This is a genomic window from Nostoc sp. NMS2 (assembly GCF_017115105.1).
Lineage (GTDB): Bacteria > Cyanobacteriota > Cyanobacteriia > Cyanobacteriales > Nostocaceae > Nostoc.
In genome coordinates this window covers 88,847-104,711 of record NZ_JABXKH010000144.1, presented here as the reverse complement: position 1 = coordinate 104,711, position 15,865 = coordinate 88,847, and the positions used below count along the sequence as shown (strand labels likewise).

At 41.0% G+C, this 15,865-nt stretch carries 14 protein-coding genes and 1 pseudogene; 12 read left to right on the top strand and 3 right to left on the bottom strand.

Annotated elements, in window-relative coordinates:
* Positions 1 to 254: 254 nt before the first annotated feature.
* The 3 genes from HWQ36_RS25955 (at position 255) to HWQ36_RS25945 (ending at position 2,395) form a co-directional block, all read left to right on the top strand.
* Positions 255 to 782, top strand: a complete 528-nt coding sequence (locus tag HWQ36_RS25955; protein ID WP_292708209.1) for a CAP domain-containing protein — start codon at positions 255 to 257, stop codon at positions 780 to 782.
* 346 nt (positions 783 to 1,128) lie between these two features.
* The gene (locus HWQ36_RS25950; protein ID WP_292708207.1) at positions 1,129 to 1,677 is read left to right on the top strand and encodes a CAP domain-containing protein; all 549 of its coding nucleotides are present in this window, start codon (positions 1,129 to 1,131) and stop codon (positions 1,675 to 1,677) included.
* An 88-nt stretch (positions 1,678 to 1,765) separates the two neighbouring features.
* Entirely contained in the window at positions 1,766 to 2,395 is a 630-nt protein-coding gene (locus HWQ36_RS25945; RefSeq protein WP_292708205.1) for a ribonuclease H-like domain-containing protein, read from the top strand.
* A 558-nt stretch (positions 2,396 to 2,953) separates the two neighbouring features.
* Here HWQ36_RS25945 and HWQ36_RS25940 read toward each other — a convergent pair.
* Positions 2,954 to 3,394, bottom strand: a pseudogene (locus HWQ36_RS25940) (rhodanese-like domain-containing protein); the annotation flags it as partial.
* Positions 3,395 to 4,908: 1,514 nt separating this feature from the next.
* Between HWQ36_RS25940 and HWQ36_RS25935 the strand changes: the two are divergent.
* From HWQ36_RS25935 to HWQ36_RS25920, 3 genes are all read left to right on the top strand, one after another.
* A complete protein-coding gene (locus HWQ36_RS25935; protein WP_292708221.1) occupies positions 4,909 to 5,628 on the top strand; it encodes a response regulator transcription factor in 720 nt (239 codons plus the stop codon).
* A gap of 191 nt (positions 5,629 to 5,819) precedes the next feature.
* On the top strand, positions 5,820 to 7,178 hold the full coding sequence (locus tag HWQ36_RS34445; protein WP_366829702.1) for a protein rep: 1,359 nt from the start codon (positions 5,820 to 5,822) through the stop codon (positions 7,176 to 7,178).
* Entirely contained in the window at positions 7,175 to 7,543 is a 369-nt protein-coding gene (locus HWQ36_RS25920; RefSeq protein WP_292708203.1) for an aspartyl protease, read from the top strand. Before HWQ36_RS34445 ends, HWQ36_RS25920 begins: the two co-directional genes overlap by 4 nt.
* Positions 7,544 to 7,621: 78 nt before the next feature.
* On the opposite strand, the gene pdxA is transcribed toward HWQ36_RS25920, so the two are convergent.
* Positions 7,622 to 8,716: a 4-hydroxythreonine-4-phosphate dehydrogenase PdxA gene (pdxA, locus tag HWQ36_RS25915; RefSeq protein ID WP_292708201.1), complete on the bottom strand. Its 1,095-nt coding sequence runs from the start codon at positions 8,714 to 8,716 to the stop codon at positions 7,622 to 7,624.
* 206 nt (positions 8,717 to 8,922) lie between these two features.
* Here pdxA and HWQ36_RS25910 point away from each other — a divergent pair, with 206 nt between their 5' ends.
* The 6 genes from HWQ36_RS25910 (at position 8,923) to HWQ36_RS25885 (ending at position 14,137) form a co-directional block, all read left to right on the top strand.
* Positions 8,923 to 9,027 (top strand): PetM family cytochrome b6-f complex subunit 7, encoded by a 105-nt coding sequence (locus HWQ36_RS25910; protein ID WP_190727441.1) that lies wholly within the window; start codon positions 8,923 to 8,925, stop codon positions 9,025 to 9,027.
* Between the two features lie 228 nt (positions 9,028 to 9,255).
* Entirely contained in the window at positions 9,256 to 10,254 is a 999-nt protein-coding gene (locus tag HWQ36_RS25905) for an SDR family oxidoreductase (protein WP_292708196.1), read from the top strand.
* A gap of 322 nt (positions 10,255 to 10,576) precedes the next feature.
* Entirely contained in the window at positions 10,577 to 11,494 is a 918-nt protein-coding gene (locus HWQ36_RS25900; RefSeq protein WP_292708194.1) for an NAD(+) kinase, read from the top strand.
* A gap of 347 nt (positions 11,495 to 11,841) precedes the next feature.
* The gene (gene nblR, locus HWQ36_RS25895) at positions 11,842 to 12,528 is read left to right on the top strand and encodes a response regulator transcription factor NblR (RefSeq protein WP_292708191.1); all 687 of its coding nucleotides are present in this window, start codon (positions 11,842 to 11,844) and stop codon (positions 12,526 to 12,528) included.
* Between the two features lie 162 nt (positions 12,529 to 12,690).
* Entirely contained in the window at positions 12,691 to 13,197 is a 507-nt protein-coding gene (locus tag HWQ36_RS25890; RefSeq protein WP_292708189.1) for a DUF192 domain-containing protein, read from the top strand.
* 712 nt (positions 13,198 to 13,909) lie between these two features.
* Positions 13,910 to 14,137 (top strand): DUF2949 domain-containing protein, encoded by a 228-nt coding sequence (locus tag HWQ36_RS25885; RefSeq protein ID WP_012410503.1) that lies wholly within the window; start codon positions 13,910 to 13,912, stop codon positions 14,135 to 14,137.
* Between the two features lie 367 nt (positions 14,138 to 14,504).
* Here HWQ36_RS25885 and HWQ36_RS25880 read toward each other — a convergent pair whose 3' ends face one another.
* A complete protein-coding gene (locus HWQ36_RS25880; RefSeq protein WP_292708185.1) occupies positions 14,505 to 15,656 on the bottom strand; it encodes an alanine--glyoxylate aminotransferase family protein in 1,152 nt (383 codons plus the stop codon).
* Positions 15,657 to 15,865 lie beyond the last annotated feature (209 nt).

The following is a 15,865-nucleotide window of genomic DNA, read 5'->3' as shown; positions in this document are numbered from 1 at the left end:
ATATGGGAGAGGGATTTAGGGTGAGGGCGAAAACTACGGTTCTCAACTTAGATGAGGTTTATATAGGAAAAATCATCCTGGTGGTAGAGGAAAATTTTTCGTAAACAGAACTTATTTTCGTAAGATTGTGAATTTTAACGTTTTATGGTAGTGTTTGAACGAAAAAGAGCATAAACAGAAGTATATAGACCTATAAGCAATTTGTCACATTTCCATTAGTTTGGTTAGATTGTCTGGAACTTTACTTTCAGCACATGATTAAAACAACAATCTATGGTGTTGCTTTAGGCACTATTGTTCTCAGTAGCGGAGCGATCGCTACTCCTGTAACAAATTCAACTTTTACACCAGTGTCTTCATCTCTATCAAGTGATGCTTTCAAGATTGCAGCATCTAGTATCGACACTACTGCTTTAGAGCAGTTGGTTTTCAACCAAATTAATAACTACAGAACTTCCCAAGGGCTAGCAAAGCTGACTCGTAATGCTGCCATCGATAATCAAGCCAGGATTCACAGTCAGGAAATGGCTAGTGGGAAAGTTCCCTTTGGACATACAGGATTTTCACAGAGGATTCAAGCAATTGGTATTTCCTACAGAGCGGCGGGTGAAAATGTTGCTTACAACCAGGGATATAGCGATCCTGCGACAATAGCCGTTCAAGGCTGGCTCAAAAGTCCAGGGCATCTAGCCAATATCAGAGGCAGTTATGATAAGACGGGGATTGGTGTCGCTAGCAATAGTAGAGGCGCAATCTACTTCACACAAATTTTTCTTCGCTGATCGGTTTAGCAAAATTTAGATTTTTTCTCACATTCCTCACACTTCAGTCTCTTGGCAAAACTTTTGTTAGATGTTGAATAATGTAGTTTCAATAACATTTATCTATTGAATACTACATTATTTTTTAATAATTTATGAAAATCTTAAATTATCAGCAAAAATAACCGTGATTTTATGAAGATGAACTGTTTAAATATTGACAATTGGAAATGATTGTTTCTATTTCTTGTAAAGGATGCAGCCAGATTGCCAAAATTCATCAATCCTTAATAGTATCGTGGTATATATCGTTGGAACAATAAGGTAGAGTAGAAGTCTTATATCTCTACACATCACGCAATTCTCCATGTTCCGACAAACTGCTTTTGGCATCGCTTTAAGTGCGCTTGTCCTTGCTAGTGGATTAACGACTGTTCCGATACCAAATCATCCTTCTACGAATACATCCACCCGTAATAAGCTGTTGTCGCTTTTTTCCAGTCAGGTTGCAATATCGACTCCTACTTTTAAAACTACTGAGCTAGAAAAATCAGTTTTTGAGCAAATTAATCGATATCGGGCTTCTAAAGGACTGCCAAAGTTGACCCTAAATGCAAATATTACTCGACAAGCAAGAATTCATAGTCAGAATATGGCTAAGGGTAAAACCCCATTTAGCCATCAGGGATTTGAAGGGCGAGTCAAAGCTGTCCCTATTCGCTACAACAGTGCGGCGGAAAATGTTGCTTTTAACCGGGGATATAGCAACCCTGTAGAGGAAGCTGTTACTGGTTGGATCAAGAGTCCGGGACATTTAAAGAATCTAAAAGGAAATTACAACCTGACTGGAATTGGCGTTGCTACTAATAATCAAGGCGAAGTCTACCTAACACAAATCTTTTTCCGCACTAGGTAGATTTAATTTATGATTTTTTGCACAATAATAATGTAGTGTCTGACAAGACTTGTATCTGCTGGACACTGCTATTATTTTTGAACAATTCATGACACTACAAGATTTTCAGGTAAGCGATCGCGATCTCAGTGACGCGGCTCTTGGACAGTATTTAGAATCGACAGCGATCGCAGTTGATACAGAAACTATGGGATTATTACCACAGCGCGATCGCTTGTGTCTTGTCCAGCTGTGCAACCAATCCGGGAAAGTCACTGCAATCCGCATAGCCAAAGGACAAACTGAGGCCCCAAATTTAAAAAAACTCTTAGAAGCGGCCAATGTTGTAAAAGTGTTTCACTTTGCTCGCTTTGACATTGCCACCTTGCGAGCCAATCTGAGGATTCAAGTTAACCCTATTTTTTGCACCAAAATTGCTAGTAAGTTAGCTCGTACTTACACAAATCGCCACGGACTCAAAGATGTGGTGCAAGAGTTAGAAAAAGTAGAACTGGATAAAAGCTCTCAAAGTTCTGATTGGGGTAACGCCGTTAGTTTGTCTGAAGCTCAACTTAGTTATGCTGCCAATGATGTGCGTTACTTACTTAGTGTGCAGCAGAAGCTAACAGAAATGCTCAAACGAGAAGAACGTTGGAAAATTGCTCAAGAATGTTTTGAATTTCTGCCAACAATAGTTTCCTTAGATTTATTGCAATTTAAGGATTTGTTTGAACATTAGACCAAATGGGGAATGGGGCATGGGGAGTAGGCAATACAGTTCGGATAAGGTTTTTTGATGACACGCCCTAGATCATAAAGACGCGATAAATCGCCGTCTTTACAATAATCAGTCCTTTGTCTTGACGGCGATTTATCGCGTCTCTTCCCTTAACCGAACCGTATTGGAGGAGTAGGGACAAAAAATTTTTATTGGTCGTCGGTCTAAGCTAGTTATCTGTCGATCTAAGCTAGTTATCTATCAAGTTTAAATTAATAGGTAAGTTTGTAGTAAGGACTCAAGTTGTTATTTACCAAGCACTAAAGTGCTTACTACAAACTTTCATCCTAAGTTATGTTTAGCCTAAGAGCCAACATTGGAATCATCAGGGTTTCCAGGAGTTTTAGATTCACTAGCACCTTCCTTAAGATTACTAGCTCCCTCTTGAATACCTTCCTTAAGATTACTAGCACCTTCTTGAATGCTGTCTTTGAGGTTACTAGCACCTTCTTGAATACTGTCCTTGAGGTTACTTGCTCCTTTCTTGATCGCTTCCGTCGCGCTAGTACCTCCCTTTGGCTGATTTTCTTGGTGATTTTTTAGCCGATCTACGATATTGTAGTCGTCTGCACCTGGGGGAGTTTTTGATTCAACAATGCCTTCTGTTGGGCCACCAATAGCCTTCCATGCAGCAAGACCACCTGTGAGTTGAGAGACATGCTCAAATCCATTAGAACGCAATTGTTGCGCGGCTTGGGCAGTTTCTTCTTCATTAGCACCGTAAACGTAAATATCACGACTCGTATCCAGAGAAGGCACTGCACGCTGTACCAATTCATCTATTGGCATAGGCATCGCTCCCATAATGTGACCTTGATTGAAGGTGTTGCGATCGCGTACATCTAGGATTGTAAAAGCTGGTTCGCCCCATTCTAGACGAGACTTCAGGACATGAGCGTCAGATTGTGCTTGTATTGGTGGTTGTGGGGGAATGATGCCGCCTACTAAATTGTTAACCATAACTATCCCTTGCTGACGATATTAATAGTAATTTAACGGACTCAATATACTGAATTGCTCTTTCTCTAGGATGAATATCCTCAAAATCTCTCCTTAGATAGACTGACTAGTTGAAATATTTTCTACCATTTAATTCATTGCAAATACAGTCAATCTGTACTAATACAAGATATTTCTCTTTTATAAATTTATCGAACAGAATTCAGTAGGGTATTCTGACCGGAGCAACGGAAACATCTCCGGCTCCGCTCCTGAATTCTGTTAGCGGATAGCTAGGGTTGAGCGCGTTCTGAATTCTTCTTTATATTTTTGATATTTAATTATTTAAATACATTCTAAATAAATTTTAAATTATTAAACTTCTAACCAATTAATAAAAAATTAGTCTCAACATCAAAAATATTCAGCCATTATTATAAGAATTACTATTTCAATATAGGACTCCTATTTGATTTTTGAACAAATTAAGTACCAATCGAAAAAGCTTATTCCCTACTCCCCACTACTTCGGCTTACCTCGACTTCGCCCTTCGGCTACGCTCAGGACAGGCTCGGCACAAGTCGCTCAGTACAAGTCCCTATTCCCTACTCTCAGCCTACGCAAGTCAGTTCAATAATCAAAGCAGATTACTATATCTGCGATCGCTAACAATAATGTCTCTTTAATCTCTTGCCGCACTATTGGAGTTACATCAGCCGCAATCAATATTGAGGCAATCTACTATTCCTTTATGTCTTTCCGACACGCTCTTGCTAGCAAGATCCCGTAGGAGTACGCTGACTCGCTATCACTGCGCTATCCTGCCTCCTTCAAGCTGACTCCAAGTTTTGTCTGTTAACATTTTTGAGAGGTCTAGTCCCTCGCTTCTAACAAGCTACAAGTTTTGCGGTGGGGTTAAAATCCGCATTGCAAAACTTAACTACGAATTATTTTAAAGCTGTTTTTGCTGCCCTTATACCTTCTATGCTCTCAGTCCTTGGCTTGTAATAGTCTCAGGCTGAAATTTGTAGTATAGTATATGCTTATAAGGGTAGCTATATGTAAATGCACGCTGAGTGAATTTTCGTAGTTCCTCTTCAGGAGCAGATACCAGTTAGTTCAAGCAAGTAGGATTGGGTAGAATCTAGATTGGCTTATGGCTTAGTTTGTGGGCCTTTGTGAATAACCAATTAATCAGTGAGTACATTGCTTTTCCAAAATTGTAGGAAACTGCTATAGCGTCTGGTTTCTCTCTAGACTATTTTTGGTTATAAAAATTGTCTCATGTTACACTTGTGTTTGAGTATAAAAATTAGCAATTATACAGTATAAATTCAAAATTATCCAAAAATCATATAATTTATCAGCATTACGGTGGCTGAAGTTTTCATAAACTTCATGGAAAATTAATTGTACACAAGTACTACAGTAGCGATCGGACTCAGGAGAGACGCGCGTGAATCCACTCTCAACAGAAACACGTACAGCAAAACTGGGACAACAGCGAATCGCCCAATCTACAATAGGCAGCATTATGGTTATGATTACCGCTACTACTCCCAAAATTCTGATTGTTGATGACGACTTCGGCGTGAGAAATCTCGTCCATCGTTTTTTGAGTCGGAAATATCAAATAGAGGCGGCAGCAGATGGTAAGACTGCCTTATCGATGTTTGAGCAATTCAATCCAGCTTTAGTAATTCTGGATTGGAATTTGCCGGATGTTAATGGTTATAGCCTCTGCCAAGAAATGCAGAGTCGGACTAATGTTTTAGTGCTGATACTGACTAGTAGGACTGATGAGGCTGATAAAATTAAAATCTTGAGTGCAGGTGCTGATGATTTCATGACTAAACCATTTAGTCTTGCAGAAGTAGAAGTTAGAATAGAAGCTCTTTTGAGGCGGATACGCTACATCAATCCTTCACCAACACAACGGATCATTTTTAAGCAGCTAGTAATTAACCCGGAGGGTCGAGAGGTAACACTTAACGATAAGCCTCTGGCTTTAACAGCACTGGAATTTAATATTTTACATTTTTTGGCGAGTCATCCTAACCAGGCGTGGAGTCGTCCACAGTTAATCCAAAAAATCTGGGGTTGCGACTATGTAGGAGATGGCCGGGTGGTTGATGTGCATATTGGTCAACTTCGCAAGAAAATGGAAGTCGATCCTAGCGTACCAGAGTTTATTAAAACTGTACGCGGCTATGGTTATAAGTTTGAAGCACCCGACGATAATACTAATTCGTAATTCGTAATTCGTAATTCGTAATTAATAAGTACTTGTACCATTGTTTATTAATGGAGAAAAAAAGCGTTTTTATGATGGGGTAATAATTATAAATTATCATGACATCTGAGTTATCTAAATAGTTTTACTGAGGCTTGACCGTATAACTTACGTTATTTTGGGACGTTGATACAAACTGATTTGGTGATTTTGTGTCTGCTCAAGCCTTAGACAGGAACTTTATTGCTTTTAATATATCTTCTCAAGATAAGTTTCAGAAAAATCAAAATGCACAGAGTTTATCCGAAGTTTCGCATATAGGTAAAATTTGGGACAAGCACAGAGCAAATACTGATAAAGTCTTGTATTATTACGCCAAAGCAGAAGAACATTATTTTCAGCAGTATGCTTGGCGCATGAAAATATGTTCCGAGTTGCTGAAATTTCAATTAGTACCAGACGAATCGGAAGGTATTCTCCAGTTAAAGTTATCAGATGCCCGATTCTGTAGGGTTCGTCACTGTCCGGTTTGTCAGTGGCGGCGATCGCTCATGTGGAAAGCAAGAGCTTACAAAATTCTCCCACAGGTTGTCACTGATTACCCCAAACACCTTTGGCTGTTTGTCACCTTAACTGTAAAAAATTGTCCGATTAAAGAACTCAGGGAAAGCTTGGATTCGATAAATAAAGCTTTTAAGCGATTCACTGAATTGAAGGCATGGCCTGCGAAAGGTTGGGTGAAGTCTACAGAAGTTACCAAAGGTAAAGATGGAGTCTCAGCACACCCCCATCTACATATTTTGGCAATGGTGCCGCCTTCGTATTTCAGTCATGGCTATCTTTCTCATGCCAAATGGGTAACGTTGTGGCAGCAGTGCTTACGGATTGATTACCAGCCTGTTGTTCATACTAGCGCGATGTCTGGCGACAAGCCGCTTCGCGTCTACGCAAAGCATCATAACCCTTCACTACTCATCCCAGAAATTCTCAAGTATCAGGTGAAAGAGTCCGATTTGGTAGGTGATAGAGAATGGTTTTTAGAGTTAACCCGTCAACTGCATAAAAGTAGAGCGATCGCTGTTGGGGGTATACTAAGGCAGTATATGCGTGAATTAGAGGAGAGAAACCAAGACCTCATTGATGAAAGTGAAGAGACAGATGAGGTGGATGGGGAAAGTTTGTTTTTCCGATGGCAGCGCAAGTTACAAAGATTTAATATTATAAAATCTCAAAACCGATTGGGAAAAATAGCAATGACTGATCCAAAGCCTATTCGCACAGTTCGTCGGGGAAGAATATTCCCTGATATTCAGTGGTCAGAAGAAAAAAAATCTCAATGGAAAGCTCAACAAGAGGCTTTTTACCAAAGCGGTAAAGTTATTTTTGACCGAGTTAAACCAGAGTTAATCAAAACTCACTACAACTGGTATATGGCTGTTGAGCCTGAAAGTGGAGATTATTTCATTGATACAGATGAATTAGCTGCTATAAATAAGTCTCGCCAGCATCACCCGAATACTCCGGTGTTTATATTTCGGATTAATGAAACAGGAATAGCTGGCACAATATGATTCAAGGCAGCTTTGGTGATGAGGAACAGCTATTCTTTGAAATAGAGTTAATTACTGCTGATGGTGTAGAATTATCTGTCGATGCCATGCTAGATACAGGATTTTCAGGCTGGCTAGCCATTGACAAGCAGGATTTAGAGGAATTTGATTGGGTGTATTTAGGTGAACGAAATATGCAACTAGCAAAGGGGGAAGCAAAGTTTGATATCTACGCTGGAAAAGTGCGAATAGATGGACAAGAGTTTAATATCCCGGTTTATGCAGGCGATGGAGTTTCGGAACTTTTACTCGGCCGTCAGTGGCTAAAAAATCGACGTTTAGTAGTGGATTTTCCGGCGGGAGTGTTAACACTGGGAAACAGTTGAGATTATGAGTAAAATACTGTAATGCGTCTTAGAGACTTTTAATTAGTACTTTGCGATCAGTTATATTTCTAGACATAATCATTGATAATTTTTCTTAGCCAATTTTTGACTAACCAACTCAGCCGCTAAATGTATTGCTGCTTTCATACTTGTAGCATCAGCAATTCCCTTACCCGCAATATCAAACGCTGTTCCATGATCCGGTGAAGTGCGAACGAAAGGAAGACCTATAGAAGTATTAACTGCCCGATCAAACGCCATCAGCTTCACAGGAATTAAACCTTGATCGTGGTAAAGTGCCAAGTAAGCATCAGCAGGATTTTGGACTAAAGAATTTCCATACCAAGCTTGACCAGGTTTAACCCACATCGTATCTGGCGGTATTGGCCCATCTAGCTGTAATTTTGGTCTGTTTTGCCGCTCTTGCTCCAACCAGGGAATTAACCAATCCTGTTCTTCATGTCCAATTTGTCCCTGTTCGCCACTGTGGGGATTCAAACCTGCGATCACAATTCTCCCATTTTCTATTCCAAAATCTTTCTCCAAACACTCCACCAACAAATCCAGCTTTTGTGTCAACAACTGCGGTGTCAATGCATCGGCTACTTGACTCAGGGGAATATGTGTGGTAGCTAGTATTGTGCGGAGTGTCCAATTAGTATGGGGCGATCGCGCTACAAATAACATCCCAAAACGGTCAACACCTGACTTGTGCGCCAAAAGTTCCGTTTGCCCTGGATAATTATACCCTGCGGCTTTCCAAGCAGATTTAGCGATCGGCCCTGTGACTATCCCATCAAATTTACCAGCGAGTGTTTGTGCGATCACATATTCCATATAGGCAAAACTAGCCGCACCACTAGCCGCATTACCTATTCCTGGAATAATTTGACCTTTAATTTCTCCATCCAACTGCACATCAGTGACAGACAAATCTTCTGGATTTGCCAAAGGTGCTAAATTCTCGATTAAATTCAATTCGTGATAAGTCTGTGCCAGCAAATCCCAATTACCCACAACTGTTAAGTCGTATTTTTTACTAATTTCCGGTTCTGCTAAAGCTTTTAAAATCACCTCCGGCCCAATACCCGCCGGATCTCCCAGCGTCAGCGCCAAACGTGGGCGATTCTTTTTGCTAAAATTCACTAAATCAACTTGATTATTTTGATACATAAAATTTATTCATAATTATTATCATCAAAATTTCCCCATCCCTCTCATCTCCCCCTCTACAGTAGGGATTGCCCCCCAAACCAGTAGGGATTACTTGCTAAACTAGTTTAAAATTATTTACACAGGTCTAATCCTACAGCAACTCTTGAAAAGCTTCTGCTAGACCTAGTTTACACACACTAATTTGCATAAGGAGAATCACAACAATGGGCGGCGAAATTTTGAATGCAGCTATATTGTCCTTCGGTTTAATCTTCGTGGGCTGGGGCTTGGGCGCATTATTACTGAAAATTCAAGGCACAGAAGAATAATTGAGTGCTGAGTTAGGAGAGTAGAGACGCGATTAATCGCGTCTGTACAAGTTAGGAGTTATTATTCTCCCCACTCCCCACTCCCCATTCCCCATTAAACGCACAGCAATTTTCCCATAAGTTTTTCCATAAAAAACGATTTTCTGAGAAAAGATGTAAACTTTTGTTTGCATAGGTTATTCTGATAACATTCTTTTCATATAAACATTAAAATTTATTACAAACCTCATGACATTATTAATCGTCGGTGCCACTGGCACCTTAGGAAGACAAGTGGCTCGTCGTGCAATCGATGAGGGATATAAAGTACGCTGCCTCGTGCGGAGTAGCAAAAAAGCAGCTTTTCTCAAAGAATGGGGTGCAGAACTCGTACCAGGAAATTTACGTTACCCCGATACCCTAGCGGAAGCTTTAGTTGGTGTAACCCAAGTTATTGATGCGTCAACATCTCGTCCTACAGATTCACTGAGTATCAAACAAGTGGACTGGGAAGGCAAAGTAGCATTAATTCAAGCAGCAAAAGCGGCAGGTGTAGAGCGTTTTATCTTCTTTTCAATTTTGGATGCCGATAAATACCCAGAAGTACCGCTAATGGAAATTAAGCGGTGTACAGAACTATTCTTAGCTGAGTCAGGCTTGAATTATACCATCTTGCGGCTAGCTGGTTTTATGCAAGGGTTAATCGGTCAGTATGGGATTCCTATTTTGGAAGGACAGCCAGTTTGGGTAACTGGTAATTCTTCTCCCATCGCTTATATGGATACTCAGGACATTGCTAAGTTTGCAATCCGTGCATTGAGTGTGCCCGAAACGGCAAACCAAGCTTTTCCTGTAGTTGGTACTCGTGCGTGGAGTGCAGAAGAAATCATCAACCTGTGCGAACGCTTATCTGGAAAAGACGCGAGGGTAACGCGGATGCCGATAAACTTACTGCGTGCCGTGCGGGGCTTAATGCGCTCTTTTCAGTGGGGATGGAACGTGGCAGACAGGCTAGCGTTTACAGAAGTATTGGCTAGTGGTAAACAGCTAAATGCTTCAATGGATGAAGTATACACAGTTTTTGGCTTAGATCCGCAACAAACCACAACCCTAGAAAGCTATCTTCAAGAGTATTTCAGCCGAATTATGAAGAAGCTCAAAGAGGTAGACTACCAGAAAAATAAAAATAAAAAGCAGAAACCTAAAAAAACTCCTTTTAAACAGTCTTCAAAAGCTAATAGTCAATAGTAATTACAAAACAGACATTAGTCATGAAACTCTACACTCTGGATATTTGACCGTGCCAATTTTAGATTTTAGATTTTAGATTTTTTTGGTTCATGTCCTGTTCCTAGTGGGCGGAACAAATCCACTCATTCGCTTGATAGCGTCGCTGCGCTATCAGCATCCCACTACCCATACTTTGTCCCGTTACGCTAACGTGGTTGGGTCAATCCAAAATCCAAAATTCAAAATCCAAAATTGATTGGCTCCAGATTAATGACTACATGACCAAAAATGTGTAAGGATTACATAATATAAAGCATCGCCTAAACTTGGATATTTGAGTGTGCCGAAAGCAGGCATTATCTACAATGACGTTAAACCGATAGCAGGTCGTGTCGCTATCGAGTTGAAAGACAAGCTAACCGCAGCCGGTTGGGATGTGTGTATCACATCAAGTATCGGTGGAATATTGGGCTACTCTAATCCAGATAGTCCTGTATGCCACACCCCCATTGACGGTCTAACGCCCCCTGGTTTTGACTCAGATATGGAGTTTGCAGTGGTGTTAGGGGGAGACGGCACTGTTTTAGCAGCGTCTCGTCAGGTAGCCCCCTGTGGTATTCCACTATTAACAGTGAATACCGGTCACATGGGATTTTTGACAGAAACTTTCCTGAATCAATTGCCCCAAGCACTAGAACAGGCAATGACTGGTAAGTATGAAATTGAAGAACGAGCCATGCTCACCGTCAAAGTATTTCGGGGAGATGCAGTACTGTGGGAAGCTCTCTGCTTGAATGAAATGGTACTGCACCGAGAACCTTTGACCTCTATGTGCCATTTTGAAATTGCCATAGGTCGTCATGCACCAGTAGATATTGCGGCGGATGGCGTGATTGTTTCTACGCCTACTGGTTCTACAGCTTACTCATTGAGTGCTGGTGGCCCAGTGGTGACTCCTGGTGTACCTGTTTTACAGTTAGTACCCATTTGTCCCCATTCTCTAGCTTCTAGAGCATTGGTATTTCCAGATACTGAATCGGTGAACATTTATCCAGTCAACATTCCTCGGCTAGTGATGGTGGTGGATGGTAATGGAGGGTGTTATGTCCTACCAGAAGATAGAGTATATATGGAGCGATCGCAATATAGTGTCCGATTTATTCGCCTGCAACCGCCTGAGTTTTTCCGAATTTTACGAGAAAAATTAGGTTGGGGTTTACCACATATTGCTAAACCAACTTCGGTAGAATTGCCGTAATGATTGGGCATTGGGCATTGGGCATTGGGCATTGTTAAAGAAGCGACCGAACAAACTGAAAATTTTTCCCCTCTGTTTCTCTTACTCCATGCCCCATGCCCCATTCCCAATTCCCAATTTACTGATTTCCTTCCAGAATTACTGGTATAGGGATGGTATTTGGAGTTAGTTATTAAGATTGCATCGGAGAATTCGATGGCTGACACCTGAACGTGCTAAAAGATTCTTAGCCGTGCGTCAAAATCAGGATTGCTCCATCATTAAAAACTCGTAATTGCACTTTTAACTGATGTAAAGATTTTCTCTGGAATATCTTTACAATCCCAAATCCAATATCCAAAATTGTTATGACAGTTGCTCCAAGTCCCTGTGTTTTGGTGATTGAAACCGATGAGAGCCTAGCAAATCAGCTTGCTTGCGATTTGCAAGAAGCTGGCTATGAATCAATATTGGCTCATGATGCGACCAGTGGTTTGCAATACTGTCGCGATCACCAACCTGCTTTAATTGTTTTAGACCGGATGCTAGCAGGAGAATCAGGACTCTCATTGTGTAAGAATCTAAGAAGCACTGGTATGCGATCGCCTGTGTTGATTTTAATGGCAAGGGATACCGTTGACGATCGCGTAGCTTGTCTAGAAGCAGGAGCGGATGATTACATCCTCAAACCTTACCGCTCAGAAGACTTTTTGAAGTTAATTCGCCTCTACTTAAAACCCGATGTGGATACCACGGAGCAATTACGCTTTGGGGATTTAATTTTAGACATCGCAACTCGCCGTGCTATCCACGGGGGACGGGCAATTGACTTGACAATGAAGGAATTTGAACTATTAAAATTCTTAATGGAACATCCCCGTGAGGTGTTAACCCGCGAACAAATTTTAGAAAATGTTTGGGGTTATGACTTTCTGGGTGAGTCAAATGTCATTGAAGTGTACATCCGCTACCTGCGCCTCAAAATCGAAGATGAAGGTCAAAAGCGCCTCATTCAGACAGTGCGCGGCGTAGGGTACGTTTTAAGAGAATCCTAGTAGAACTGGCGAAAGTTTGCCTACCTTTGACAATGGGCTTAAGCCCATTGTCTAGTTAATTGAGGCTGAAAACGGCTGTGTATTACTAGACAAAAAAAAGTGTGAGTTTTCTAGCTTAAATTCTGTAAAATTGAAATCTAAATTACAAAATCAAAAATAATTATGAATCGTTGGCTAGGTTTATTCTCAATGTTGCTGAGTATTTTCTTGATGGGCTGTTCTGTGCCAACAACGGCTAAACCTCCAACCCCCACGTCTGGTTCTCAAACTCCAGCACCAGAGAGTTTAGGCCAAAAACTACCAATTTCTGCAAAAGCCATTATTCCTAATGGCACAACTATTCAACTAGAAGTAGCGAAGACACCACAACAGCAACAAATGGGGTTGATGTATCGACCAGCTTTGCCAGATAACCGAGGAATGCTATTTGGGTTCGCTTCACCACAACCAGTTAGTTTCTGGATGAAGAATGTCCCTGTAGCCTTGGATATGGTATTTTTACAGAACGGTGTAGTTAAATATATCCAAGCTGCTGCACCTCCTTGCGCAAGTGAGCCTTGTCCTACTTATGGCCCCAACACACCAATCGATAAGGTAATTGAACTTCGCTCTGGAAGAGCTGCCGAATTAAAGTTGAAAGTGGGCGATATTGTCAAAATTGAGTTTTGAGACTTAGCTACTTTTCAAGGATAAGTAAGTTGGTGCGAAAAACCCCAAGTATGTTGCGAAACGTAAATAGGCTCAAAACCCTTACTAATAACCAATACTTCGACTACGCTCAGTACAAGTGACAAATGACCAATGACCAATACTTCGGCTTACCTCGACTTCGCCCTTCGGCTACGCTCAGGACAGGCTCGGCACAAGTCGCTCAGTACAAGTGACAAATGACAGCCTTAGCCAGTTACCTTATAATTGCGCCTACCTACTTAAAGATTTGGATGATTGCTCTGTTTAGAGCTTATACTACCTAAATCTATGTTTTTTTTGTAAAAAATGTCACGTGCTGTAGCAAAAAATTCATCTGTAACGCTACTATTTAAAAACTGTGGTGATAATATAAAATTCTCCTGTCTCCAAGCTGAAATCATGGTCTTGAGGTTTGGTTGCAAAAATATTCCCTTCGGCGTAAGTGTAAATAGTCGCCAATAAGAGAGTATAGGTTATGGAATCTTTGTTACTACATGTGTAATTAAATAAAGTACACAAGCAAACAAGATGAAGCCATTTAATTAAGTAAAAATGCTGCTTGATAATTGAGCAGATGACAAGCCTCTCTTAAAGGCGAATCAAAAAAACTGTGCTGGGGTGTATAGCCAATAACGGCACAGTGACAGATGAAATACTGGCTACTGGCTACCGAGCAATGGTGAACTGATATATGACAATACATTCTGCACAAGGAGGTGAGATTCAAATGTCACCATCAAAATATTCTCGACTGATTCATTTTTTACAAGAAGATTTGGCAATTTCCACAGCATCGCTGGCGGTTGCACTGCGCCATCGGGAGCAAGACCCAGGCCCTTTGGCAATGATTCTTTGGCAGTACGGTTTGATTACTTTAGAACAGTTAGAACAAATTTATGATTGGCTGGAGACGGCATAATTTATGCCAATTTTGGGTTTTGGATTAAAATTCTCTACCAAAAGGCTGTTACCGGAATCTCAAACAATACTATTTATGCAAATTCTGGGTCATACTAAGTTGCCAAAGTTAGTATTGTTTGGTGTTAAAGAAGCTGTGTGACTGTCTCCGAAGCAAATAATACTATCTGGGGCAAGTTGGTATCATTTAGGAGAATAGAAGTATGTCACGTCAACTTTACCTTGTGCAAAGGTTGATATATAGGTCTATTGACTCTGGCGGTTTCTACTCATGGACATACAAATCAAAAGAGCGAGTTGATAATTTAACTCGCTCTTTTGATTTATCATTTGTCTTTTGCAAATGACCAATGACCAATTACTAATGACTATTGTGTAAATACTCTAACTGCTGCCGCTATACCAGATCCAGGGGTGAAGTCTTCGTACCCAAGTTCTCTTAGGGTAACTTCCAAGGATGCTATACAGCTAAGGATATCGCGATCACTCACAAAGCCCAAGTGACCAATGCGGAAAATCTTATTACTCAAATGGTCTTGACCACCTGCTAAGGCAATATCAAAGCGTTTTTTCATCAATGACCGAATCTTATCTGATTCAATTCCCTGTGGTGCTACAGCCGTAATCGCCGGACTAGCAGAACTATCTGCTGCAAACAGAGGTAAATTCAACCCTTGAATGGCGGCGCGGGTAGCATTTTTCAGCCGTTCATGTCGAGCAAATATTGATTCCAAACCTTCCTCTTTCATGATTCGCAACGTGGTGTGTAACGCTACGATCAAGTTCACAGGAGGAGTAAATGGGGTTGTATTTTTGGCTGTGGCTTTGCGATATTTGCCTAAGTCCAAATAATACTTTGGTAGCTTCGCAGTTTTGTAAGCTTCCCAAGCCTTGGGACTGACAGAGACAAAACCCAATCCCGGCGGAATCATATAACCTTTTTGGGAACCGGAGGCGACTATATCCAAACCCCAAGCATCCACAGGTAGATTGAACGCACCCAAGCTAGTCACGGCATCAACGATAATTAAAGCTTCACCGTGTTCTTTCACATGGCGGTTGATGCTTTCTAGGTCATTCAATACACCTGTTGAGGTTTCGCTGTGGGTAATGATTACAGCTTTAATTTGCTTTTGGGTATCTGCTTGGAGTTTTTCGGCAAATACTGCGGGGTCTAAGGGTTTTCCCCATTCCACCTTAACTTCTTCTACATTCAAACCGTAGGCTTGGCCAACTTCTACCCAGCGTTCACCAAATTTACCATTAGAGCCAACTAAAATGCGATCACCAGAAGAGAGAAAATTAATTATTCCGGCTTCTACAGCACCCGTACCACTGACATTCAGTGTCAGCACATCACTTTCAGTTTGGTGCAGCCACTTCAGGTTTTCTGTCACCTCTGCCAAGATGTTGCTAAATTCACTGGTACGGTGTCCAATCGGATGCTTGGCTAATGCCAGTAAAGCAGCTTCTGGCACCGGGGTTGGGCCTGGAATCATTAGCATCAGCTTATCGTTCATGTGTCTATCCTAAAAGTCAAATAAAAGTCAAAATTGTGGGAAATTGGTTTAGTCTGGTAGCAAATTCTAGATATTCATCTACAAATTACACTCAGATCGCCACCAGTCTTGTTGTATATTTTCCAAATCCATAGGAAAAGTATCGTGGGAGTTAATTATCGGTCAGCTTGACCTTCGCAATTTATACGACACTCCAACTTAAATAAAAT